At 59.5% G+C, this 22,408-nt stretch carries 11 protein-coding genes and 3 pseudogenes; 5 read left to right on the plus strand and 9 right to left on the minus strand.

The genetic code is table 11. The features are described from left to right. Positions 1-34: 34 nt before the first annotated feature. The 5 genes from ACYZT4_RS18860 to putP all read right to left on the minus strand — a co-directional run bounded on the left by ACYZT4_RS18860 (position 35) and on the right by putP (position 9,359). Entirely contained in the window at positions 35-331 is a 297-nt protein-coding gene (locus ACYZT4_RS18860) for a contact-dependent growth inhibition system immunity protein (RefSeq protein ID WP_461982170.1), read from the minus strand. Beyond that, positions 321-4,988 carry an RHS repeat-associated core domain-containing protein gene (locus ACYZT4_RS18865; protein ID WP_461982172.1) on the minus strand — a complete coding sequence of 1,556 codons (4,668 nt, stop codon included), beginning with the start codon at positions 4,986-4,988 and terminating at the stop codon, positions 321-323. Before ACYZT4_RS18865 ends, ACYZT4_RS18860 begins: the two co-directional genes overlap by 11 nt. Further along, positions 4,988-5,725, minus strand: coding sequence for a DUF4123 domain-containing protein (locus tag ACYZT4_RS18870; protein ID WP_461982174.1), 738 nt, complete (start codon positions 5,723-5,725; stop codon positions 4,988-4,990). Before ACYZT4_RS18870 ends, ACYZT4_RS18865 begins: the two co-directional genes overlap by 1 nt. Continuing rightward, positions 5,715-7,631, minus strand: a complete 1,917-nt coding sequence (locus tag ACYZT4_RS18875; protein ID WP_461982176.1) for a type VI secretion system Vgr family protein — start codon at positions 7,629-7,631, stop codon at positions 5,715-5,717. The genes ACYZT4_RS18870 and ACYZT4_RS18875 overlap by 11 nt, the downstream gene beginning before the upstream one ends. Positions 7,632-7,874: 243 nt before the next feature. Beyond that, a complete protein-coding gene (gene putP / locus ACYZT4_RS18880) occupies positions 7,875-9,359 on the minus strand; it encodes a sodium/proline symporter PutP (protein ID WP_461982178.1) in 1,485 nt (494 codons plus the stop codon). Between the two features lie 475 nt (positions 9,360-9,834). Here putP and putA point away from each other — a divergent pair, with 475 nt between their 5' ends. Both putA and ACYZT4_RS18890 read left to right on the plus strand, forming a co-directional pair. Then, positions 9,835-13,788 carry a trifunctional transcriptional regulator/proline dehydrogenase/L-glutamate gamma-semialdehyde dehydrogenase gene (gene putA / locus ACYZT4_RS18885; protein WP_461982180.1) on the plus strand — a complete coding sequence of 1,318 codons (3,954 nt, stop codon included), beginning with the start codon at positions 9,835-9,837 and terminating at the stop codon, positions 13,786-13,788. 191 nt (positions 13,789-13,979) lie between these two features. Then, entirely contained in the window at positions 13,980-15,782 is a 1,803-nt protein-coding gene (locus ACYZT4_RS18890; RefSeq protein ID WP_461982181.1) for an acyl-CoA dehydrogenase, read from the plus strand. 140 nt (positions 15,783-15,922) lie between these two features. On the opposite strand, the gene ACYZT4_RS18895 is transcribed toward ACYZT4_RS18890, so the two are convergent. The 4 genes and pseudogenes from ACYZT4_RS18895 to ACYZT4_RS18910 form a co-directional block, all read right to left on the minus strand. Next, positions 15,923-16,768, minus strand: a complete 846-nt coding sequence (locus ACYZT4_RS18895; protein WP_461988734.1) for a methyl-accepting chemotaxis protein — start codon at positions 16,766-16,768, stop codon at positions 15,923-15,925. Between the two features lie 66 nt (positions 16,769-16,834). Beyond that, a pseudogene (locus ACYZT4_RS18900) lies at positions 16,835-17,860 on the minus strand (cache domain-containing protein); the annotation flags it as partial. 100 nt (positions 17,861-17,960) lie between these two features. Then, complete coding sequence (locus ACYZT4_RS18905) at positions 17,961-18,263, minus strand: cell division protein ZapA (protein ID WP_461982183.1); 303 nt, start codon at positions 18,261-18,263, stop codon at positions 17,961-17,963. Then, positions 18,260-18,490 (minus strand): hypothetical protein, encoded by a 231-nt coding sequence (locus ACYZT4_RS18910; protein ID WP_461982185.1) that lies wholly within the window; start codon positions 18,488-18,490, stop codon positions 18,260-18,262. Before ACYZT4_RS18910 ends, ACYZT4_RS18905 begins: the two co-directional genes overlap by 4 nt. A 341-nt stretch (positions 18,491-18,831) precedes the next feature. Between ACYZT4_RS18910 and ACYZT4_RS18915 the strand changes: the two are divergent. The 3 genes and pseudogenes from ACYZT4_RS18915 to ACYZT4_RS18925 form a co-directional block, all read left to right on the plus strand. Then, positions 18,832-19,488, plus strand: a pseudogene (locus ACYZT4_RS18915) (MCP four helix bundle domain-containing protein); the annotation flags it as partial. A gap of 306 nt (positions 19,489-19,794) precedes the next feature. After that, a pseudogene (locus ACYZT4_RS18920) lies at positions 19,795-20,391 on the plus strand (methyl-accepting chemotaxis protein); the annotation flags it as partial. A 248-nt stretch (positions 20,392-20,639) separates the two neighbouring features. After that, positions 20,640-22,382 carry a potassium/proton antiporter gene (locus ACYZT4_RS18925; RefSeq protein ID WP_461982187.1) on the plus strand — a complete coding sequence of 581 codons (1,743 nt, stop codon included), beginning with the start codon at positions 20,640-20,642 and terminating at the stop codon, positions 22,380-22,382. Positions 22,383-22,408: the final 26 nt, after the last annotated feature.

A 22,408-nucleotide genomic window follows, 5' to 3' on the forward strand; every position in this document is an offset into this window, starting at 1 on the left:
ATAGTTAATAATTTGAGCAAGAATTGGCGTTATTCTATTCATTAATAATATTTAAAACATGATTGAGCCATGCCTCACCCGAAGCCCATTCGTGCCAATAACAGTAACAGCAACTCATGTTTTTGAGCAGGAACTCCCTTAATTCTGGCTCAGCCATCCGCATTTCTAACAATGTTGTAATTCCCTGCTGGACGTCTGAAACTGTCTCTAATGTGGAATCGGCCTTGAAAAACTTGACAATATCGTCAGCCGATTCGGCCTCGCACATCCAGTCCTCGTTAAAGTAGGCACCAAAAAATTGAAAAAGCTGCGAATACATATTATCGATCACTTGCATACCCCGTTAATATTATGTAGCCAGACGGCAAACTTCTCTCTTTCTGAAGTACTAATTTTACAACAGCTAATGGCTCCAGCCTTCCACTGCTCCGCACAACTCCAACACCTACCGGAGCTGACATTGGCTGTGTGATAACGAGTTTCCGCGCATTACCTTTCATAAATTCCTCAATCATCGTCTCATTTGTACTCATAACACCTGAGACAGTGGCCTCTGCAGCGGTCCTGCTGGGGAACGTCGAAGCAATGGGTATATGCGGCTCAGCCCTGAGCCTGTCCCGCAATTGTGTTTCGGTCCTATCAATATGTTTCGCAATGAGATGCCCACCGCGCGCCTCATGCGCACCTAACCCCCCACCAGGAACAATTTCACTATACGGTCCATCAGCGTCCAAATCGCCTGGACATGGATTGCATGACAACCCCAACGGATCAACCCACCCCGTCGGGTTCAACGCGTACCGGTACTGATTCAGCCCGCCCGCCAGTTTCACCGGGTCCGGCGTCAGGTAGCGGCCAACATTCGGATCATAGTACCGATGCCGGTTGTAGTGCAGGCCGCTCTCGGTGTCGAAGTATTGGCCTTGGAATCGTAGCGGCTGGTCGAGTTGCTCTCCCCCGCCGTGCTCCAGATGCGTGACTTTTCCGTAGGCGTTGTACTTCGCTGACCAGACGATTTCGCCGCTGTAGTCCGTCAGTTCCTGCGGCGTTCCCAGGTGATCGAGCTGGTAATAAAACGGGCAGGCCTTGCGCGGGCCTTTGCCGTCGAGCATGGCCAGCGGGCGGAAGGTGCCGGGTTCGTAGACGTAGCTGCGGTAGTGCTCGCGGCTGCTTTCGGCGACGAGGTGGTCGCCCTGCCAGAAGAATTCGGTGGTGTGGCCGTCGACGGTTTTGGCGATGCGGCGGCCGAAGGCGTCGTAGCGGTAGCTGGCGCAGCGGCCGTCCGGGGTGGTGACGCCGATCAATCGGTGCTGGCAGTCGTAGGCGTATTCGGTGACGAGTTTTTGCGCGGTGCCGCGGCGTTCGCGGATGAGGTTGCCGAAGGCGTCATAGTCGTAGTGGCGGTCGCCTTGTATGAGCAGGCGATTGCCTTTGACGGCCGCGGCGCCGGGGCGGTCTTGCATCAACAGGTTGCCGGCGGGGTCGTGGGCGTAGGTTTCCGCCGGGTTATCGCGGGTGTGGCGGACGCGGGTCAGGCGGCTGAGTGGGTCGTAGTAATAGCTGCGCTGGCCGTGGCGGCTGTCGGCGATGGCGGCGAGGTTGCCGTTGACCGCGTAGGTGTAGTGGCGCAGGTACAGCGGTCGGGTGTGTTGATTGATCGCGTGGGCTTGCAACCGGCCTTGTTCGTCGTAGTGGTAGTGGCTGGTGAGTTGGCCTTGTTGGCGCTGTTGTTCGCGGCCGAAAGTAAATTGGTGGGTGGTCAGCGGTGCGCCGTTGAGGTCGATGGCGCTCAGTGCGCCGCCCTTTTTGTGGCGGTAATCGAGTTTGCTGCCATCAGGCAGGCGCAGACGGTTGAGCTGGCCGCAGGCGTCATAGCCGTAGCGCAAGGTGCCCCAACCCTGGTGTTCGGTGATCAGGCGGTCCTGGTGGTCGTACTCGAATTCCAGCGGGTGGTCACAGCCGTCGTCGACGCTGATCAGCCGGCCGAGGCTGTCGTAGCGGTATTCGACCTTGGTGCCGTCGGGCAGGGTTTTGAGCAGCAGGCGGCCGGCGCTATCACGCTGGTAATTCGTAACGAGTTGCGAGCCGTCAGCCCCGATCTCGGTTTTTTCCAGCAGATGGCCGTTGAGGTCGTAGGCGTACGCCGTACGTTGGCCATCGAATCCGGTCTCCTGTCGGATCAATCCGCCTGGCGTGTAGTCCAGCCGATATTTTTCGCCGGATTCGTTTTCGATTTCTGTGAGTAACAGCTGTGCGTTGTCGTAGCGGTACTTGAGCTGGGTGCCGTCGGCATTCAGGCGTCGGCTGACCAGGTGCAAGTCATCGACGTACTCGTAGCGAGTGACGTGGCCCAGTTCATCGCGTTCGGCGGTGATTTTGCCGTAGGCGTTGTAGCTGAAAGCGCGGTTGGCACCCGTAGGAAGTGTCGTCTGAATCAGTCGTCCAACCGCGTCCCATGCATAACGGGTGACTGCTCCGTGTTCGTCCTGACGGGTAATCTGCCGGCCCAAAGCATCGTAGGAAAACCGCCGTTGACCACCGTCCGGCAACGTCTCTTCGAGCAACTGCCCCAAGGCATTCCAGACGAAAACATGCCGGCTGTTATCCGGGTAACGGATCGACAGCAACCGACCTTGGTGGTCGTGGTGATAGTGGGTGACATGGCCGTCAGGATCGGTCGCCTCGGTGACATCGCCCTGCGCATTGCGCTGATATTTCCAGATCGCTTTGCCGCGATAGCGCGCGTGCAGGAAACCATTGCGGTATTCGTAGGACGTCGGTTCGTCTTCCGGCGGAATCAGCGCGACCAGGCGTCCGACTTCGTCGTAGTGGTATTCGGTGACGGCGCCGAGCGGGTCCTGTTCGGCAATCAGCCGGCCTTTATCGTCGTAGGCCTTGAGTTCCTCGCCGCCGTCCAGCCCGACCTTGCGCACCAGGCGCGCGCGGTCATCGTGCTGGTAAACCTCCTCGCTGCCGTCGAGGTTGTGGACGGTGACGCTGCCCGCGTCATCCCAGACGTAGCGCGCCTCCATCTGCGCAAACGACGCCCAATGTCGGATGCATCGTGCAGCCTTGCCGGACCTTTCCCACGCCCAGAAGAAACTCGCCCCACCGGCCAGTTGCCGCTGGAGGATCACGTGTTGATCGTCGTAGTCGTAGCGCTCGCTTTCGTCGGCGGCGTTGCTGGCGGCAATCAGTCGAGCGCGTTCGTCGTAGCGGTAAGTGACCAGTGTTTGCTCGGTGACCCACGCCTCGTCCAGCGTGTCCGCAGGGACGAAAACCTGATAATCGACGGCGACCAAGTGGCGGCGGTCATAGCGCAAGAGCAAGGCGCGCCCGGCGCCGTTGTCGAGGCGTTTGATGCGGTCCTGACGGTCGTGGGTGATGCGCAAACGGTTGTCGTAACCGTCGCTGATCGCGGTTAATCGACCGTTGATAAAGTGATAAAAACGCGTGTCATCGCCCGCCTGGGCGAGGATCAGTTCTTCCGGCTGGTCACCCAGAAAAATCGCCGCGCGCGAGAGGCTGTTGTGGATAGCCGGGCGTTCTACATTGGGTAATGGAAAAGCAATGCGGCGGTTTTCGTGGTCGATCCAGATGACCGAGTCGCCGTCGATTTCGAGGCGATGCGCGAGGCTGTGGCTCCAGCCAAAACCGAGGCCACAGTCGATTTCGACGGCGCTGGTGCGATAGAGCCGAGTGAAGTCGTAGGATAAAACCCCGTCCAGCGAACCGTCGGTGAGGGTCAGCAGTTCTTCGCCGGTGACCATTGATACCGGGCATTTATCGGTGGCGGTGTTGTCGGCGGAGTCGGCGCTGCCGCCGCGGGGGGTTTTTGCTTGGTCTGGGGCGTCGTCGCGGTGTTCGTTTTGATGGAGGGTGGTGTTGCGTTTGGCATTCCAACCCAGCTGCACTTTTCCTTTTTTCACACCTGCAGCAATGCCGCGGGCGGCAACTTTTTTGTAGCGGCTTACATAATCCATGAAGTTGTTGATGATCGTGACCATCGACTTCACGAATGCCATTGCGGCTTGATAAATCTGCGCGCTGTATTTGGCCAGACGCATTCCCAACCAGGCAACGCCAACCCCGACCACACTGAGCACCAGACCGATCAACAGGTCGATGACCAATCCGACGACAACTTTGGAAATGGCCTCGGCCGATGAGCCCGCCAGCAGCGTTGGCGGCAACATTTCCAGCCACAATGTTGCGGTGCGCATGAGCAAACACAGTGCAGCCTCGTCGCTGGCCAGCAACATGGCTTTTTCCATCAGGTCGGGAGCACTCTTTGCGAGTCTGGCAAGTTCGCCGGCGCTTTCACCCAGCTTCTCGGGAAAGGCCATGGGGTCTTTCAAAATGTCGGTGAGTTCACCGATGCCGTCCCAAACAGCCTGAATAGCCGCCCAACTCCCCGCGAGCATTCCGTTACCCACTGCGGCCAGCGAAGCGGATGCTGATTGCTGCGACCACTGCGGTTTGAACCTTTGCCATTCATTGCGCAGCCAGTCTTCCAACTGTTGGGTCAGGCCGTCGTAAGAAGAAAAAAGCTCATTAATCTGATCGGGTGTTACTTCACTCTGGACATGTACGCGGTAGAACTTCCCGGCAGCGCCCTCAAATACTCCCTTGCCGAATGTATCAAGCAAGATCGTCTTTTTTTCGCCGTCCTCCTCAGCAATTACATCAACCTGAATGTTCCCCAGCGGAATGTCATAAACCGATTCGAACTTGCTCTCGATCTCCAGAATCCCGCTCTTCGGGCACTGCGCCACACTGGAGATAAAGTCATCATCGCCAATGCCCACGGCGGTGGTGGTATCCCCCAGTTTGACCTGCCGCTCCATGCCCACGAGTGAGGGTATATCTGTTGCTTGGCTGACCTTGTCCGCAGTGCGACTCAAAAACCCCCGAAGTTGCTCTCGATACAAGACCAGCGTGTCCTTGAACCCATCCAGCTCCTGCTCAACCCGTACGATCTGATCCATCAGTCCAGCTCCGCTATCAAGTAATTCAACAACGCTGATTTCGGTGCGGGAGGCAGGTCCGGCGTCTTAAGAAAAATCGCTACCTTGTTTCGCAAAACAGGTTCAGAAAACGCTTCGAAAAGATCAGGACGATCCTCGCTCAGCCACTTGAGCAAGTTGTCCACCCGAGTGGCATCCGATTGTTCGGCCAGTTGATCCAGCAGCGCCATGGGGACTTCCCACCAAGGAAAAACCCTGGAGGTTTTCAGCGCAGCACCACTGATTTCCAGAGGCTGTCCATTAATCAGGCACCGTTCGACGCCAGGCAGAAGTTGAGCGGCATCGACCTCGCTAGACTGAAGAATCGGCAGCAAATAACGCCCGTCCCAAAACCGAAAAAACACTGGGTGGCCATTCGGCAGAAGCACTTGCGTGAGGCTGCGCAAATGTTCGATCAACTGGTCTTGAGTCAATGAAGAAACCACCAGCCAACCCCAGTCCGGAGACGAGGTCGTCGCAACCCAATCCAGAAACTCACCGCCCGAAGCGACGATTCCGACATAGGGCATGACCGGTTCCCACGCGGCGTAAACGGTGTCCGCCCAGATCGGGCTCGGCGCGTGCAAAGGAGTTGAGCTTCGCCAGGCTTTAAATGGCGCAGCAAAACTGGCATTGCTGAAAATCGCGAACAACTGCTCGGAAGGATTCAGCGGTTGGCGTTCCAGCCATTCGCGAGGCGACAGGCAATCAGGCTGCACAGATACCCTCCTTGCAGCGCTCGCATTCTTCGCAGAATGGCGCATCGCTTTTGAGGGTCAGAATCTGTGCGACGCTAAGTGCTGCGAGTTTTCGCGATACGCTCGGCGCACCCATCGCCGGCATCGGCGCACCACCCAGCTGGATCGGCACGCTGCTGAAGATCCCTGCGGGGCTGATGTTGATCCAGTGCCCACCGGCCTGGATCGTCGCGCTGGCCCCGCCGTCAATGACGACTTGCTGGCCGGCACCCACATGCAATTGGCCGCTGGCCTTGAAGGTCTGGCTATTGACGCGGATGTGCCTGTCGCCGTGAACATGAAGGTTGTCGTTTGCGGCAATGACCGCACTGCGCTGGCTGTCGACCTGAACGTGCATGTCGTTCAGCACATGTTGAGTCCAATTTCGCTGCGCCCGCAGGTAAATTTCCTCGGCGCCTTTACGGTCCTCGATGCGCAATTCGTTGTATCCACCGCCGCCCGGACTACTCTGGCTGCGGAAAACACTGCGGGTGTTGTCGGCAGGCAGATTCAACGGCGTCGCGTTGGCCCCATTGGGCAGGCAGCCCATGACCAGCGGCTTGTCCACATCGCCATCGATAAACCCCACCAGCACTTCCATGCCGACCCGGGGAATCAGGCCCACGCCATAGCCGTTATGCGCCCAACCGGTGGCGACGCGCAGCCAGCAACTGGAATGCTCATTGCGCTTTCCATCACGGTCCCAAGCGAGCTGAACCTTGACCCGGCCGTACTCGTCGCAATGAATTTCGCTGTCAGGCGGCCCCGTGACTAACGCGGCTTGATAGCCGGAAGAAGACGGTTTCACGATCGAAGGCGGACGAAACGAAACGTCCCACGGCGTCACCAGAAAGGTATTGCGATAGCCCTGAAAGTCATCCGTGCCTGCACTGCTGGCAGACTCTTCCAGCACTTGCGGCTGACGGCCATGGTGTTCAATGGCGGTGATCAGCCACAGGTCATTCCATGCCTGACGCGGATGCTCGGCGAGGTGTAGGAAATGCCCACTGACCAAGGCCGATTCATCGCTCCCACCTTCACCCTGGCGGTAATCCGCGTTATGCCGTTCAAGCGCTCGTTGAGCGAGATCCTTGCCATGCTCACGACCCGTGAAGTGGCCAGGAAAGTGATAATGCTCCAGCGCCGGCAACTGCTGGCTGTCGACGGTGCTTTCAAGTTGCAGACGAGGTTTGTGGAAGTCGTAGTCTCTAAGTGTGACTGCCGTCGTACGTGTTTCCAGGCGTACGTTGAAGCGCTTGATCGTTGGTGCACTTCCCCCCATTCCGTTTTCAGGGAGATAGGGCGTGGGTGCCGTCAATCGGGGAAACACCGTCTGGTCATCGCCAAACACCAACAGATGCCCGTCGGGACTGTGTTGGAAGTGGTAGTGAATGCCGAGTTCGGCACAGAGCCGCTGGATGAACGCCAGATCGCTTTCGGCGTATTGCACGCAGTACTCGCGCTCGGGGTACACAGTGCCCAATTGAAACTCGAAGGCATCACGCTGGATACCGTGATCCTGAAGGGTTTGCGCAATGATCGCCGGCACATTTTTGTGCTGAAAGATTCGCTGATTGATCCGCTGATCGAGGTAGGTCAGGCGGGGAACGAGGCTGATCTGGTAGCGAGTCAGACGCTCCCCTGAGTCGCCTTGGCCCACGCGAAAGATCTGACCGTGAATGCCGGAACCTTCTGCGTCGAAACTCAGAAATGCCTGACGGTGCAGAAGGCTTTCGAGCTCGATGTCCGGTCGCTCGCTGACCAGTTCCAGGTGAAAACGGTAAGGCTGGCTGATGGCTTCCTCGCCGTTGAACTCAAACACCTTGAGTTCATTTGGGTGGCCGTCGACGGTCAGCGTGAAGCGCGGTGGGTTGGCGAGAGCGAACATCCGATGTGTCTCTGCAGAACGAAGGCGGGCGATTCTGCATGAGGGACACGGGGTGTTGACGGGAGTACAGGAAACTCAGGTTTATCGTTTTTTTTTAGAGATTTTTCCTTCAGGAATCGGGATGTTTGGCTACAGACATTCCGTGCAGATGCCCTCTAAGCGGGCATAAAAAAACGGCCCGCCTCCAAAGGAAACGGACCGTTTTCATGTTCAGCGAAAGGTCAGAGCCTCAGCTCATCCAGATCACTTGTTCAAACGGAAATCGGCCTCGGCAGCCGCAAAGCGGTGCAGCATGCCGTGACTCGGCGCGCCCAGTTTGCTGACGATGTAGATCGCCAGGCTGGCGAAGATGAAGCCCGGGATAATTTCGTACAGGCCCAGCAGCTCGAAGTGTTTCCACACGATCACGGTGATCGCGCCGACCAGGATCCCGGCCAGTGCGCCGTTGCGGGTCATGTCTTTCCAGATCACGGAGATCAGGACCACCGGGCCGAACGCTGCACCGAAACCTGCCCAGGCGTAGCTGACCAGACCCAGTACGCGGTTTTCCGGGTTGGCGGCCAACGCGATGGCGATCAAGGCAACCAGCAACACCATGGCACGACCGACCCAGACCAGCTCAACCTGGGAAGCGGTTTTGCGCAGAAAGGTCTTGTAGAAGTCTTCGGTCAGGGCACTCGAACACACCAGCAACTGGCAGCTCAGGGTGCTCATTACCGCCGCGAGGATGGCCGACAGCAGTACACCGGCGATCCAAGGGTTGAAGAGGATTTTCGCCAGTTCGATGAACACACGCTCGTGGTTTTCGGTCACCGGCGCCGCCAGTTCAGGATTCGCCGAGAAATAGGCGATGCCGAAGAAACCTACAGCGACGGTGCCGCCCAGGCAGAGGATCATCCAGGTCATGGAGATACGGCGAGCGTTGGCAATCGACTTGACCGAATCCGCCGCCATGAAACGCGCGAGGATGTGCGGCTGGCCGAAGTAGCCAAGGCCCCAACCCATCAACGAAATCACGCCGATGAAGGTGGTGTTTTTCAGCATGTCGAAGTTGCTGGCGTCTTGCGCTTCGATGGCCAGGAACGTGGTGTCGACGCCGCCGGTGGCCAGCAGCACGATGATCGGCGTCAGCAAAAGGGCAAAGATCATCAACGTGGCTTGTACGGTGTCAGTCCAGCTCACTGCCAGGAAACCGCCGACGAAGGTGTAGGCAATCGTCGCCGCAGCACCGGCCCACAGCGCTGTCTCGTAGGACATGCCGAAGGTGCTTTCGAACAGACGGGCACCGGCGACGATGCCGGAGGCGCAGTAAATGGTGAAGAACACCAGGATCACCACCGCCGAAATGATCCGCAGCAGGCCGCTTTTGTCTTCAAATCGGCTGGAGAAATAATCCGGCAGGGTCAGTGCATCGCCGTTGTGCTCGGTCTGCACACGCAGACGGCCGGCGACGAACAGCCAGTTCAGGTAAGCACCGACGATCAGGCCGATGGCGATCCAGCTTTCGGACAGGCCGGACATGTAAATGGCGCCCGGCAGGCCCATCAACAACCAGCCGCTCATGTCGGAGGCGCCGGCGGACAATGCGGTCACGACGCTGCCCAGGCTGCGACCGCCCAGAATGTAATCAGAAAGGTTGTTGGTGGAGCGATAGGCCATGAAGCCGATCAGCACCATGGCGGCGATGTAGATCACAAACGTGATCAAGGTTGGATTGCTTACGCTCATTTAAGTGATGCCCTGGCTTTGTTTTTATGTAGCGGCAGAATGTGAAAACGCCGACAAACGACAACGTTCGATCAGACGATTTCGGGTTCCGCGCATTTGAGACTGATGTTTCCCCAGGAAAGCCATCAGCCGGTGCACCCGAATATCGAGCCGGTTGCACCTTGGGCGCGAATCCTATTCAACAACGCAAATAAGGTGCAACCCATTTTTTGAGAATTAGTTGCACCTAGCGTTGTTTACGTTGGGAACGTGCTTTTTTGCTCCCTTTTAGCGCAGTCACGACGGTTTACTAGAAGCAAAAGCACCAAGCTAGAGCGGTTCGTAGAGCGGTTCGTGCGTACCGGAAATTAATTCCTGACGAGCAGCGTAATATTCCGACAAAAAAGGGTTGCACCCGGTTGCACCTCGCTGTGCGCGCAGCTAATCTTGCGGCCAGCTGATGCCACGCGGTCGTGGCAAACATGAGGATAAAAATATGGCTACCACCACCCTTGGGGTCAAACTTGACGACCCAACCCGCGAGCGCCTCAAGGCTGCCGCGACTTCGATTGATCGCACGCCGCACTGGCTGATCAAACAGGCAATTTTCAATTACCTGGAAAAACTCGAGGGTGGTGCAACCCTGACCGAGCTCAGCGGGCTGACCGCCAAAGAAGCCGATGACAGTGGCGAAACCCACGTCGACCACACGCATCAATGCTTCCTCGAATTCGCCGAAAGCATCCTGCCGCAATCGGTGCTGCGCGCCTCGATCACCGCTGCTTACCGTCGCCCCGAGCCGGAAGTGGTGCCGATGCTGATGGAGCAGGCGCGTCTGCCGGCGGCGATGGCCGAAGCGACCAACAAGCTTGCATCTTCGATTGCCGAGAAACTGCGTAATCAGAAAAGTGCCGGCGGCCGTGCCGGAATTGTTCAAGGCCTGTTGCAGGAATTTTCCCTGTCGTCCCAGGAAGGCGTGGCGCTGATGTGCCTCGCCGAAGCGCTGCTGCGCATCCCGGACAAGGGCACTCGCGACGCACTGATCCGCGACAAGATCAGCACCGGCAACTGGCAGCCGCACTTGGGCAACAGCCCTTCGCTGTTCGTCAATGCTGCGACTTGGGGCCTGCTGCTGACCGGCAAACTGGTCGCCACCCATAACGAAACCGGCCTGACGTCGTCCTTGAGCCGCATCATCGGCAAAAGCGGCGAGCCGATGATCCGCAAGGGCGTGGACATGGCCATGCGCCTGATGGGCGAGCAGTTCGTCACTGGCGAAACCATCGCCGAAGCCCTGGCCAACGCGAGCAAGTTCGAAGCCAAGGGGTTCCGCTATTCCTACGACATGCTGGGTGAAGCCGCACTCACCGAGCACGATGCGCAGAAGTACCTCGCGTCGTACGAACAAGCCATCCACTCGATCGGCAAAGCGTCACACGGTCGTGGGATTTATGAAGGCCCGGGCATCTCCATCAAGCTGTCGGCCCTGCACCCGCGTTACAGCCGTGCGCAGTACGAGCGTGTGATGGACGAGTTGTACCCGCGCCTGCTGTCGCTGACCTTGCTGGCCAAGCAATATGACATCGGCCTGAACATCGACGCCGAAGAAGCCGACCGCCTCGAGTTGTCGCTGGATCTGCTTGAGCGCCTGTGTTTCGAGCCACAACTGACCGGCTGGAACGGCATCGGTTTCGTCATCCAGGCGTATCAGAAACGTTGCCCGTACGTGATCGACTATGTCATCGACCTGGCTCGCCGCAGCCGTCATCGCCTGATGATCCGTCTGGTGAAAGGCGCGTACTGGGACAGCGAAATCAAGCGCGCCCAGGTCGACGGTCTGGAAGGCTATCCGGTCTACACCCGTAAGGTGTACACCGACGTTTCCTACATCGCTTGCGCACGCAAATTGCTGTCGGTACCGGAAGTCATCTACCCGCAGTTCGCCACACACAACGCCCACACCCTGTCGGCCATTTATCACATTGCCGGTCAGAACTATTACCCCGGTCAGTACGAGTTCCAGTGCCTGCACGGCATGGGTGAACCGCTGTACGAACAGGTTGTAGGCAAAGTGTCCGAAGGCAAGCTGAACCGTCCGTGCCGCGTGTACGCACCGGTTGGCACCCACGAAACACTGCTGGCGTACCTCGTGCGTCGCCTGCTGGAAAACGGCGCGAACACCTCGTTCGTCAACCAGATCGCCGATCAGTCAATCTCGATCCAGGCGCTGGTCGCCGACCCAGTGGCCAGCATCGAGCAAATGGCTACCGTGGAAGGCGGCTTCGGCCTGCCGCACCCGCGCATCCCGCTGCCGCGTGATCTGTATGGTGCCGAGCGAGCCAACTCCAGCGGCATCGACATGGCCAACGAACATCGTTTGGCGTCGCTGTCCTGCGCGCTGCTGGCCACCGCGCATAACAGCTGGAAAGCCGTGCCGATGCTCGGTTGCGCCTCCAGCACTGAAACCCCTGCGCCTGTTCTGAACCCGTCCGATTTGCGTGACGTAGTAGGCCATGTGCAGGAAGCGACGGTCGAAGACGTCGACAATGCAATCCAGTGCGCGCTGAATGCTGCACCGATCTGGCAGGCCACCCCGCCGGCCGAACGCGCGGCAATCCTGGAACGTGCCGCCGATTTGATGGAAGGCGAGATCCAGCCGCTGATGGGCCTGCTGGCTCGCGAAGCCGGCAAGACCTTCGCCAACGCCATCGCCGAAGTGCGCGAGGCCGTGGACTTCCTGCGTTATTACGCCGTGCAGGCGCGCAACGATTTCACCAACGACGCCCACCGCCCGCTGGGTCCGGTGGTGTGCATCAGCCCATGGAACTTCCCGCTGGCGATTTTCAGTGGCCAAGTCGCCGCTGCTTTGGCGGCCGGTAACCCGGTGCTGGCCAAACCTGCGGAACAGACCCCGCTGGTAGCCGCTCAGGCCGTGCGCTTGCTGCTCGAAGCCGGGATTCCGGAAGGCGTGCTGCAACTGCTGCCGGGCCGTGGCGAAACCGTTGGTGCCCGCCTGGTCGGTGACGATCGGGTCAAAGGCGTGATGTTTACCGGCTCCACCGAAGTCGCTCGTTTGCTGCAACGCAGCGTCGCCGGTCGTCTGGATGCACAGGGCCGTCCGATTCCGCTGATCGCCGAAACCGGCGGCCAGAACGCGATGATCGTTGACTCCTCGGCACTCACCGAACAGGTGGTGATCGACGTGGTGTCATCGGCTTTCGACAGCGCCGGTCAACGTTGCTCGGCGCTGCGTGTGCTGTGCTTGCAGGAAGATTCCGCTGACCGTGTCATCGAAATGCTCAAGGGTGCCATGGCTGAATGCCGCCTCGGCAATCCGGAGCGTCTGTCCGTGGACATCGGCCCGGTGATCGACGCTGAAGCCAAGGCCGGCATCGAGAAGCACATCCAGGCCATGCGCGACAAAGGTCGTACCGTGTACCAGGTGGCTATCGCCGACGCCGATGAAGTCAAACGCGGCACCTTCGTGATGCCAACGCTGATCGAACTGGAAAGCTTCGACGAACTGCAACGGGAGATCTTCGGCCCGGTGCTGCACGTGGTTCGCTACAAACGCAAAGACATCGACCAGTTGATCGGCCAGATCAACGCTTCCGGTTATGGCCTGACGCTCGGCGTGCATACGCGCATCGACGAGACCATCGCCAAGGTGATCGACAACGTCCACGCCGGTAACGTCTACGTGAACCGCAACATTGTCGGCGCGGTGGTTGGCGTGCAACCGTTCGGTGGCGAAGGCTTGTCAGGCACTGGCCCAAAAGCCGGTGGTCCGTTGTACCTGTACCGTCTCTTGTCGACGCGTCCTACCGATGCAATTGAACAATCCTTCGCTCGCGGCGACGCTGTCACTGCACCGGATGTTCGCCTGCGTGACGCCATGAGCAAACCGCTGAACGCCCTGCAAGCCTGGGCTGACAGCAACAAGCTCAACGACCTGAGCGCCCTGTGCGTGCAGTTCGCCGCGCAATCGCAAAGCGGAATTACCCGTGTACTCGCCGGCCCGACCGGCGAGCGCAACAGCTATGCGATCCTGCCGCGTGAACACGTGCTGTGCCTGGCGGAAGTCGAAGGTGACCTGCTGACGCAACTCGCAGCGGTGCTGGCCGTTGGTGGTTCGGCGGTGTGGCCGGAGGCTGACCTGAGCAAGGCCTTGTTCGCACGCTTGCCGAAGGACATTCAGACGCGGATCAAGCTGGTTCCCGACTGGAACAAGGACGAAGCGCTGTTCGATGCGGTCCTGCATCACGGCCATTCCGATCAGCTGCGCGCGGTATGCCAGCAAGTGGCCAAGCGTGCCGGGGCGATTGTCGGGGTTCATGGTTTGTCCCAGGGCGAGACCCATGTTGCGCTGGAGCGCCTGGTGATTGAGCGGGCGTTGAGCGTTAACACCGCTGCGGCGGGTGGTAATGCGAGCTTGATGACGATCGGGTAACAGCAGCCGCAAGCTACGAGCTGCAAGTAACAGCACGTCGGGAGCGCCTCTGACTGCTTTTACTTGCAGCTTGAAGCTTTCAGCTTGCAGCTCGCACCTCGCAACTGCCCCTCTATCACTCCCATCAATCATCCTGTTCAGCCTCCATTCCCACGCCTAGACTCGGCCCATTCCAAAAAAGGTAGGCCGCCATGTCCGAGACGTTGCTCAGTTCCCGCAATCTGGCTTTCGAGCTGTATGAAGTCCTCGACGCTGAAGGCCTGACCCAGCGCGAGCGTTTCGCCGAGCACAATCGCGAGACCTTCGATGCCGCCCTCGGCACCGCCCGCAGCATTGCCGAGAAGTTCTTTGCCCCGCATAACCGCAAGGGCGACGAGAACGAGCCGCGCTACGAGAACGGTCAGGCGATTCTGATTCCCGAAGTGAAACCCGCCGTGGACGCATTCCTCGAAGCCGGTTTCCTCAATGCCGCGCGCAGTTTCGACGCCGGCGGCATGCAGCTTCCTACACTCTTGTCCCAGGCCTGCTTCGCGCATTTCCAGTCAGCCAACGCGGCATCGACGTCGTACCCGTTCCTGACCATGGGCGCGGCGAACCTGATCGAGAGCTTTGGCACCGAGGAGCAGAAGCAGCGCTTCCTGCAACCGATGATCGATGGCCGTTTCTTCGGCACCATGGCCCTCACCGAGCCGCACGCCGGTTCGTCGCTGTCGGATATTCGCACACGCGCAGAGCCTGCGTCTGACGGCACCTATCGACTCAAGGGCAACAAGATCTTCATTTCCGGCGGCGATCATTCGTTGTCGGAAAACATCGTGCACATGGTGTTGGCCAAGTTGCCGGACGCGCCGGCCGGGGTGAAGGGCATTTCGCTGTTTATCGTGCCCAAGTTTCTGGTCAACGATGACGGAAGCCTGGGCAAACGGAACGACGTGTTGCTGGCCGGGTTGTTCCACAAGATGGGCTGGCGCGGCACCACCTCCACGGCGCTGAACTTCGGCGACAACGGCGAGTGCGTCGGTTATCTGGTGGGCAAGCCGCATCAGGGCTTGAGCTATATGTTCCAGATGATGAACGAGGCGCGGATCGGCGTCGGCATGGGCGCGGTAATGCTCGGTTACGCCGGTTACCTGTATTCACTGGAGTACGCCCGCGAACGTCCGCAAGGTCGGGTGCCGGACAGCAAGGACCCGAGCACGGCGCCGGTAGCGATCATTCAACACGCTGACGTCAGGCGCATGCTGCTGACGCAAAAAGCCTACGTCGAAGGTTCGTTCGACCTGGGGTTGTATGCGGCACGGCTGTTCGACGACACCACCACACTTGAAACTGAAGCCGAGCGCAAACAGGCCCATGAGCTGTTGGATTTGCTGACGCCGATCGTCAAATCCTGGCCATCGGAGTTTTGCCTGAAGGCCAACGAACTGGCGATCCAGATTCTCGGTGGCCACGGTTATACCCGTGAATATCCTGTGGAGCAGTATTACCGCGACAACCGTTTGAACCCGATTCACGAAGGCACCCACGGCATTCAGTCGCTGGATTTGCTCGGACGCAAACTGGCGCAGAACGGTGGTGCGGGGCTCAAGCAATTGATCCGCCTGATCGCCAACACGGCCGAGCGCGCCCAGGCCTATGAGTCGCTGACACCGCTGCGTGAACCACTGGAGAAACTGGTGGCGCGCCTGCAAACCGTGACCCTCGGTTTGCTGACGGATCTGGCGCAAGGCAAGGTCAACAGCAGCCTGGCGAACTCGGCGCTGTACCTGAAAGTATTCGGCCATACGGTGATTGGCTGGCGCTGGCTGGAGCAGGCGATTCGTGCCGAGGAAGGGCTGGCCAAGGGGAATGCGGCGGATGCGAGCTTCTACAAAGGCAAGCTGCAGGCGGCGCGGTATTTCCTGACCTGGGAAGTGCCGGGCTGCCACCATGAGCTGGCGATTCTTGAGGCACGGGATGATGTTTGCCTGGGCATGCAGGATGAGTGGTTCTGATCACAATTTTGCATTGCTGCTGACATCCAATCGCTGGCAAGCCAGCTCCCACAGGTACAGGGTTGATTCACAATTTTGTATTCAACACAAAACCCTGTGGGAGTTGGCTTGCCAGCGATGGCATCAGCACAGACAACGCATCAACTCAACCTGAACCCACCCATCTGCCGCGCCAGGTCATCCGCCAACCGCTGCAAAGTCTGGCAATCCTCGCGACATGCCCTGACTTCCCCCGCCGTCGCCCGGGCCAGATCGGAAATCCCTTGCACGTTGCGGTTGATCTCTTCCGTCACCGCCGACTGCTCTTCCGTGGCCGTCGCCACTTGATGGTTCATGTCGCTGATGCGCTCGACCTGCCCGGTAATCGCCGTCAACGACGCCCCGGTACGCTGGCTCGACTCGACCCCGGTGCCCGTCGCCGCTTGCCCCGTGTGCATCGACGACACCGCATTTTCCGCGCCCTGCTTGAGACTGCCGATCATCTGCTGAATTTCATCGGTGGACGCTTGGGTACGTCGAGCTAACGTGCGCACTTCATCGGCCACTACCGCAAAGCCCCGGCCCATGTCGCCGGCCCGTGCCGCTTCAATGGCCGCGTTCAACGCCAACAGGTTGGTCTGTTCGGAAATCCCGCGAATCACCGCCAGCACCTGATCGATCGACGCGACCTGATGGGCCAGCTCGCCAACCGCGCTGGCGGCCAGGCCGATTTCGTCGGACATGCTTTCGATGTTCCGGATCGACCCGCCCACCACTTCCCGCGCCTGCATCGCTTCATCGCGAGCATTCTGTGAAGCGACCGCCGCGTTGCCCGCGTTCTGCGCGATTTCCTGTACGGTCAGGCCCATCTCGTGCACGGCGGTGGCGACCATGTCGGTCATTTCCTGCTGCCGACCGGACCGCTCGGCGGTGTTGTCGACGACCTTCGCCACTTGGCTGACGGCGGTGCGCAAACGCTCACTGGTGGTCAGCACTTCGCCAATCATTTCTCGCTGGCTATCGAGGAACCGATTGAAACCGCGCGCCAGATCCCCCAGTTCATCGGCGCGGCTGGAATCTAACCGATGGGTCAAATCTCCCCCGCCGCTACCAATGGCTACCAGCGCCGCTGTTACCTGACGAATCGGCCGCACCAATCCGCGCGCCAGCAACACCACCAGCACCAGGCACACCAGCGCCACCGTCAGACCAATGCCGCTGCTCATCCACATGGCGCGGCGGGCTTCGGCGTAGATCTGCGACTGTGGCACTTCGGCCACCAGGGTCCAGCCCAGATCCCGCAGCGGCAGACTCAAGGCCAGGTAGTCTTCACCCTCGCGGACAAAGCTGCTGCTGGTGGCGGTTTTTTGACCCATCACGGCCTGCGCTGCCGGCGCGCCGATTTGCTCGGCCAACGTACGTTTACCGCTAAATTGCGCCTCGGGATGAACTTGGATCAAACCGTCGGAACGCACGAGATAGACCCTGCCGCGCGCACCGAAGTTGAAGTTGTGGATGAGCTCCGACAGCTCTTTCATGCTCAAGCCAAGCCCGGCAACGCCCACGATTTTGCCGGCCTGCTCGACCTTGAGGTCGATGAACAGCGCCAATTCTCCGGTCGCGGTGTCATTGTCGATATTGAGGGTGCGCGGCTGGTTGCTGTCGATAAATGCATAGAACCAGGCGTCTTTGGGGTTGGCACGGCTGAGGGTGCGGTCCAGGCCTTTTTCCGTGAAGTAGTGGTTTGAAGCGGTGCCGACAATCAGCGAGGTAAAGGCTTTGTGCTCAGCGCGAATGCCTTCCAGGTATTGCACGAAAGCGTCGGTCTGGGCACTGTTTTCACCCCCGGCCAACCAGTCGCGCACCATGCTGTTGCTGGCGATGTCCTTGGCGGCGGTGAGAGGCTGCACGAGGATGCGCTCGATGTCGTTGCGCATCGCTTCGATGCTCGACGGCAGCGCTTGTTCGACCAGGTAGCTCTGGGCGAGACGGTTGACCACGAGGGTATAAATGCCAACCACGATCAGGATACTGACCAGCAGGGCGGTCCCCATGCTGAGGATCAACTGCCATTGAATACTGCGTCGCCAGAACTGCATGGAGCACCCCCAAAGAATAAGAGGCTGAAACACTGCAACAGCCGTGCCGATTGTATACAACGCAAACGACAATTTATTCTTTGGTTGTGCGCAAAGCCGATCAGGCCTGATTGATCGTCTTGGAGATCACTTCAACCGTGGCGCTGACTTGCTCTTGGTAACGGTCGAGTTCGAGCTTGTGCTGCTTTTTCATGTCGATCTGTTGCGAGCACAGATTCATCGCCGCCAGCACCAACAGGCGGTCACCAATCAGTGTCGGGTACTTCCTTTTGGTTTCAGCCAAAGCGACTTTCAACATAGTGGCGGCGTCCAGCAGGGTTTGCTCTTCCCCGGCCGGCGCCTTGATCGAATAGTCCTCCCCCAGGATCGAGACGACTTTTACCCCTGCGGCGCCGACGCTCATGCGCTAACCGGGCCGGCGCTGACACGTTCAACCAGGGCTTGAATACGCGCGGCGGTCGCGCCTTGTTTCTCTTCCTGTTCCATCAGGTTCAGTTGCAGGCTTTCGTTTTCATCCTTGGCCTGGGCCAGTTCTGCGCTCAGGGTCTGGTTAGTGCCGAGCAGGTTCTGGTTCTGTTGCACCAGATCGCTGACCAGCTGTTCCAATTGGCTTAGGGATGCTTCCAACATTTTGATTTTCCAAGCATTTTCAAAGGGCGCGTACGATAAAGAAAAGTCACCACGGATGCCAGGGTTATTGGGGCGCAAAGCCCTGATTTTCCTGGCGGACGACCTTTCTCGCGAGTTTTAAAGACTGTGATTGGCGGATCTGGTTCCTGCACTTCGTCGCCGAACACCGACTGCGACAAATACGCGCAGCGCCTCAAGACTTTAATCGCATGACCGATAAGTCACGCATACGTCAGTCTCAGCGCCGCACGGATGCGCTCTTTTCGGTAAACACCATGTCTCTTCGTAATATGAATATCGCGCCGCGGGCGTTCCTCGGTTTCGCTCTTATTGGCGGGCTGATGCTGGTTCTGGGTGTGTTTGCCTTGAACCAGATGAGCAAGATTCGCGGGGCGGGCGAAAACATCGCCTCCATGAGCGTGCCGAGCATCAAGAGTCTCGATGAGTTCACTCAGCTGACCCTGCGCCTGCGGGTCTTGTCGTATCGCTTGCTGGTGAACCGCGAGCCGGACGTTCAGCAAAAAACCGTGGACCTGCTGGAAACGCGCAACCAACAGATTCGCGCCGCCCAGGCGACCTACGAAAAACTGATCAGCGGCCCGCAAGAACGCGCCGCCTACGATCAATACGTGCAGTTGCTCGGGCAGTACCGTCAGATCGAAGACCGGATGAAAAGCCTGTCGCGCAACAATCAGGTGGATGAATTGCGCACGCTGCTCAATACCGATTTGCTGACCAACTCCGAAGCGGTCAACGCGGTGCTCGGTCGCTTGCTGGAGATCAACACTCAGCAGACCCTCGACACCAATCAGCAAGCCGCCGATCAATATTCCTCGGCGTTCAATCTGGTGGTTACGTTGCTGGTGATCGCGACGGGGCTGACCTTGCTGTTCGCCTGGCTGCTGACCAACAGCATCACCCAGCCGATCGCCAACGCCTTGAACGCCGCCGAAGCGATTGCCGAAGGTAACCTGACGCGCCCGATCACTGTGGATGGCGAAGACGAAGCCGGTCGCTTGCTGGCGGCGATGGCGAAGATGCAGGACAAGCTGCGCGACACGCTGCAGCGGATTTCCGGCTCGGCCACCCAACTGGCCTCCGCCGCGGAAGAACTCAACAGTGTCACCGACGAAAGTGCCCGCGGCCTGACCCAGCAGAACAACGAAATCGAACAGGCCGCCACCGCCGTCAACGAAATGACCAGCGCCGTGGAAGAAGTCGCGCGCAACGCAGTCAGCACCTCGCAAGCCTCGAAAAATGCCACCACCTCGGCCGGTGATGGCCGTGACCTGGTGCAGGAAACCGTCAGTGCGATCGAACGCATGAGCACCGATGTGCAAAGCACGGCCACGCTGATCGGCGATCTGGCGAACGAGTCTCGCGACATCGGCAAGGTGCTGGATGTGATCCGCGGCCTGGCGGACCAGACCAACTTGCTGGCCTTGAACGCCGCGATCGAAGCCGCTCGCGCCGGGGAAGCCGGGCGTGGTTTTGCAGTGGTGGCGGATGAGGTGCGCGCCTTGGCGCATCGCACTCAGCAATCCACCAGCGAAATCGAACGCATGATCGGCAGCATCCAGTCCGGCACCGAACACGCCGTGGACTCGATGCGTAACAGCACCGAGCGCGCCGAGTCGACCCTGAACATCGCACGCGGTGCCGGCCTGTCGCTGGACACGATCAACAGCGCCATCGTCGAGATCAACGAACGCAACCTGGTGATCGCCAGCGCGGCGGAAGAGCAGGCCCAGGTGGCACGCGAAGTGGACCGCAACCTGGTGAACATCCGCGATCTGTCGGTGCAATCGGCGACCGGCGCCAGCCAGACGAGCGCGGCGAGCAATGAACTGTCACGATTGGCGGTGGACCTGAACACGATGGTCAGCCGGTTCAGCCTCTGATTCATAGGCGCCCCAACTTGTGGGAGCCGGCTTGCCGGCGATGGCGGCCTCAAGATCGGCGCAATATTTGAGGGCCTCATCGCTGGCAAGCCAGCTCCCACAGGGGGTTGCGTCGAGGCATCTTGCGCATCGGGCTTTTGATCGGCAAAAGCTTTTTGACAGCATCACATTTCAACAGGTTAGAATCGCTGGCACGCAGACTGCATGGTCAGTTTGTGCCCGCCTTTCCGCTTCCTGGAGTACTGCCTTTGAATGCGACAACCATCAACAGCCTGTTCTTGATCGGCGCGTTGCTGGTAGGTGCAAGCATTCTGGTGAGCTCACTGTCGTCGCGCCTCGGCATCCCGATTCTGGTGATTATCCTGGCCGTGGGCATGGCGGCCGGCGTCGACGGCGGCGGCATTATTTTCGATAACTACCCTACGGCTTATCTGGTCGGCAACCTCGCGTTGGCAGTGATTCTGCTCGACGGCGGTTTGCGCACACGGGTCTCGAGTTTCCGCGTGGCATTGTGGCCGGCGCTGTCGCTGGCCACGGTCGGCGTGCTGATCACCACCGGGCTGACTGGCATGGCGGCGGCGTGGCTGTTTAATCTGAACCTGATTCAAGGCCTGTTGATTGGCGCCATCGTCGGCTCGACGGACGCCGCGGCGGTGTTCTCGCTGCTCGGCGGCAAGGGCCTGAACGAGCGGGTCACCGCCAGCCTCGAAATCGAATCCGGCAGCAACGACCCGATGGCGGTGTTCCTCACCGTGACGCTGATCGACATGCTCGCCAGTGGCCAAACCGGCCTGCACTGGAGCCTGCTCGGGCATCTGGTGCGTGAATTCGGCATCGGCGGCGTGATCGGACTCGGCGGCGGTTGGCTGCTGCTGCAACTGGTCAACCGGATCAATCTGGCCACCGGCCTCTATCCGATCCTGATGATTGCCGGCGGGCTGGTGGTGTTCGCTTTGACCAACGCCCTGCACGGCAGCGGTTTCCTCGCGGTTTACTTGTGCGGCCTGGTGATCGGCAACCGCCCCGTGCGCAGCCGCCATGGCATCCTGCACATGCTCGACGGCATGGCGTGGCTGGCGCAGATCGGCATGTTCCTGGTGCTGGGCCTGCTGGTCACGCCGCATGACTTGCTGCCGATCGCCCTGCCCGCGCTGGGCCTGGCGCTGTGGATGATTCTGTTTGCACGGCCGCTGTCGGTGATGGTCGGCCTGCTGCCGTTCAAGGCCTTCCATGGCCGCGAAAAAGCCTTTATTTCCTGGGTCGGCCTGCGCGGTGCGGTGCCGATCATTCTGGCGGTGTTCCCGCTGATGGCCGGGCTGCCCAACGCGCAGCTGTACTTCAACCTCGCGTTCTTTATCGTGCTGGTCTCGCTGCTGGTGCAGGGCACGAGCCTGCCGTGGGTGGCGAAGCTGTTGAAGGTGACCGTCCCGCCCGAGCCGGCGCCGATCTCCCGCGCAGCACTGGAAGTCCACGTCACCAGCGAGTGGGAGCTGTTCGTTTATCGCCTTGGCGCCGAAAAATGGTGCATCGGTTCGCCCCTTCGCGAACTGAAAATGCCCGACGGCACGCGCATCGCCGCACTGTTTCGCGGTCAGCAATTGCTCCATCCGTCGGGTAGTACGGTGCTCGAAGTCGATGATTTGCTGTGTGTAATTGGCCACGAACACAACCTTCCGGCCCTCGGAAAACTGTTCAGCCAGGCGCCGCAACGGGGTCTGGATCTGCGTTTCTTCGGCGACTTCGTTCTCGAAGGAGACGCCCAGCTGGCTGCGGTTGCTGCCTTGTACGGCTTGAAGGTCGAAGGCATCGATCCGGACATGACGCTGGCCCGTTTCATTGCCCACAAAGTCGGCGGCGCACCTGTCGTCGGTGACCAGGTCGAGTGGAACAACACCATCTGGACGGTCGCGGTCATGGAGGGGAACAAGATCGGCAAAGTAGGCGTCAGATTCCCCGAAGGAAGTAGCCCGGGTCCGGGACTATTCCTCTAAACTCCATTCTTCGTTTCGTTTTCGAT

Source organism: Pseudomonas sp. GB2N2 (assembly GCF_054897705.1).

What these genes read in the sequence shown, in the direction of transcription:
- ACYZT4_RS18895 (WP_461988734.1), bottom strand. Translation starts at nt 16,768, where the DNA reads ATGATTGGCGAAGTGCTGACCACCAGTGAGCGTTTGCGCACCGCCGTC.
- ACYZT4_RS18890 (WP_461982181.1), top strand. Translation starts at nt 13,980, where the DNA reads ATGTCCGAGACGTTGCTCAGTTCCCGCAATCTGGCTTTCGAGCTGTAT.
- ACYZT4_RS18910 (WP_461982185.1), bottom strand. Translation starts at nt 18,490, where the DNA reads ATGTTGGAAGCATCCCTAAGCCAATTGGAACAGCTGGTCAGCGATCTG.
- ACYZT4_RS18905 (WP_461982183.1), bottom strand. Translation starts at nt 18,263, where the DNA reads ATGAGCGTCGGCGCCGCAGGGGTAAAAGTCGTCTCGATCCTGGGGGAG.
- ACYZT4_RS18865 (WP_461982172.1), bottom strand. Translation starts at nt 4,988, where the DNA reads ATGGATCAGATCGTACGGGTTGAGCAGGAGCTGGATGGGTTCAAGGAC.
- putA (WP_461982180.1), top strand. Translation starts at nt 9,835, where the DNA reads ATGGCTACCACCACCCTTGGGGTCAAACTTGACGACCCAACCCGCGAG.
- ACYZT4_RS18875 (WP_461982176.1), bottom strand. Translation starts at nt 7,631, where the DNA reads ATGTTCGCTCTCGCCAACCCACCGCGCTTCACGCTGACCGTCGACGGC.
- putP (WP_461982178.1), bottom strand. Translation starts at nt 9,359, where the DNA reads ATGAGCGTAAGCAATCCAACCTTGATCACGTTTGTGATCTACATCGCC.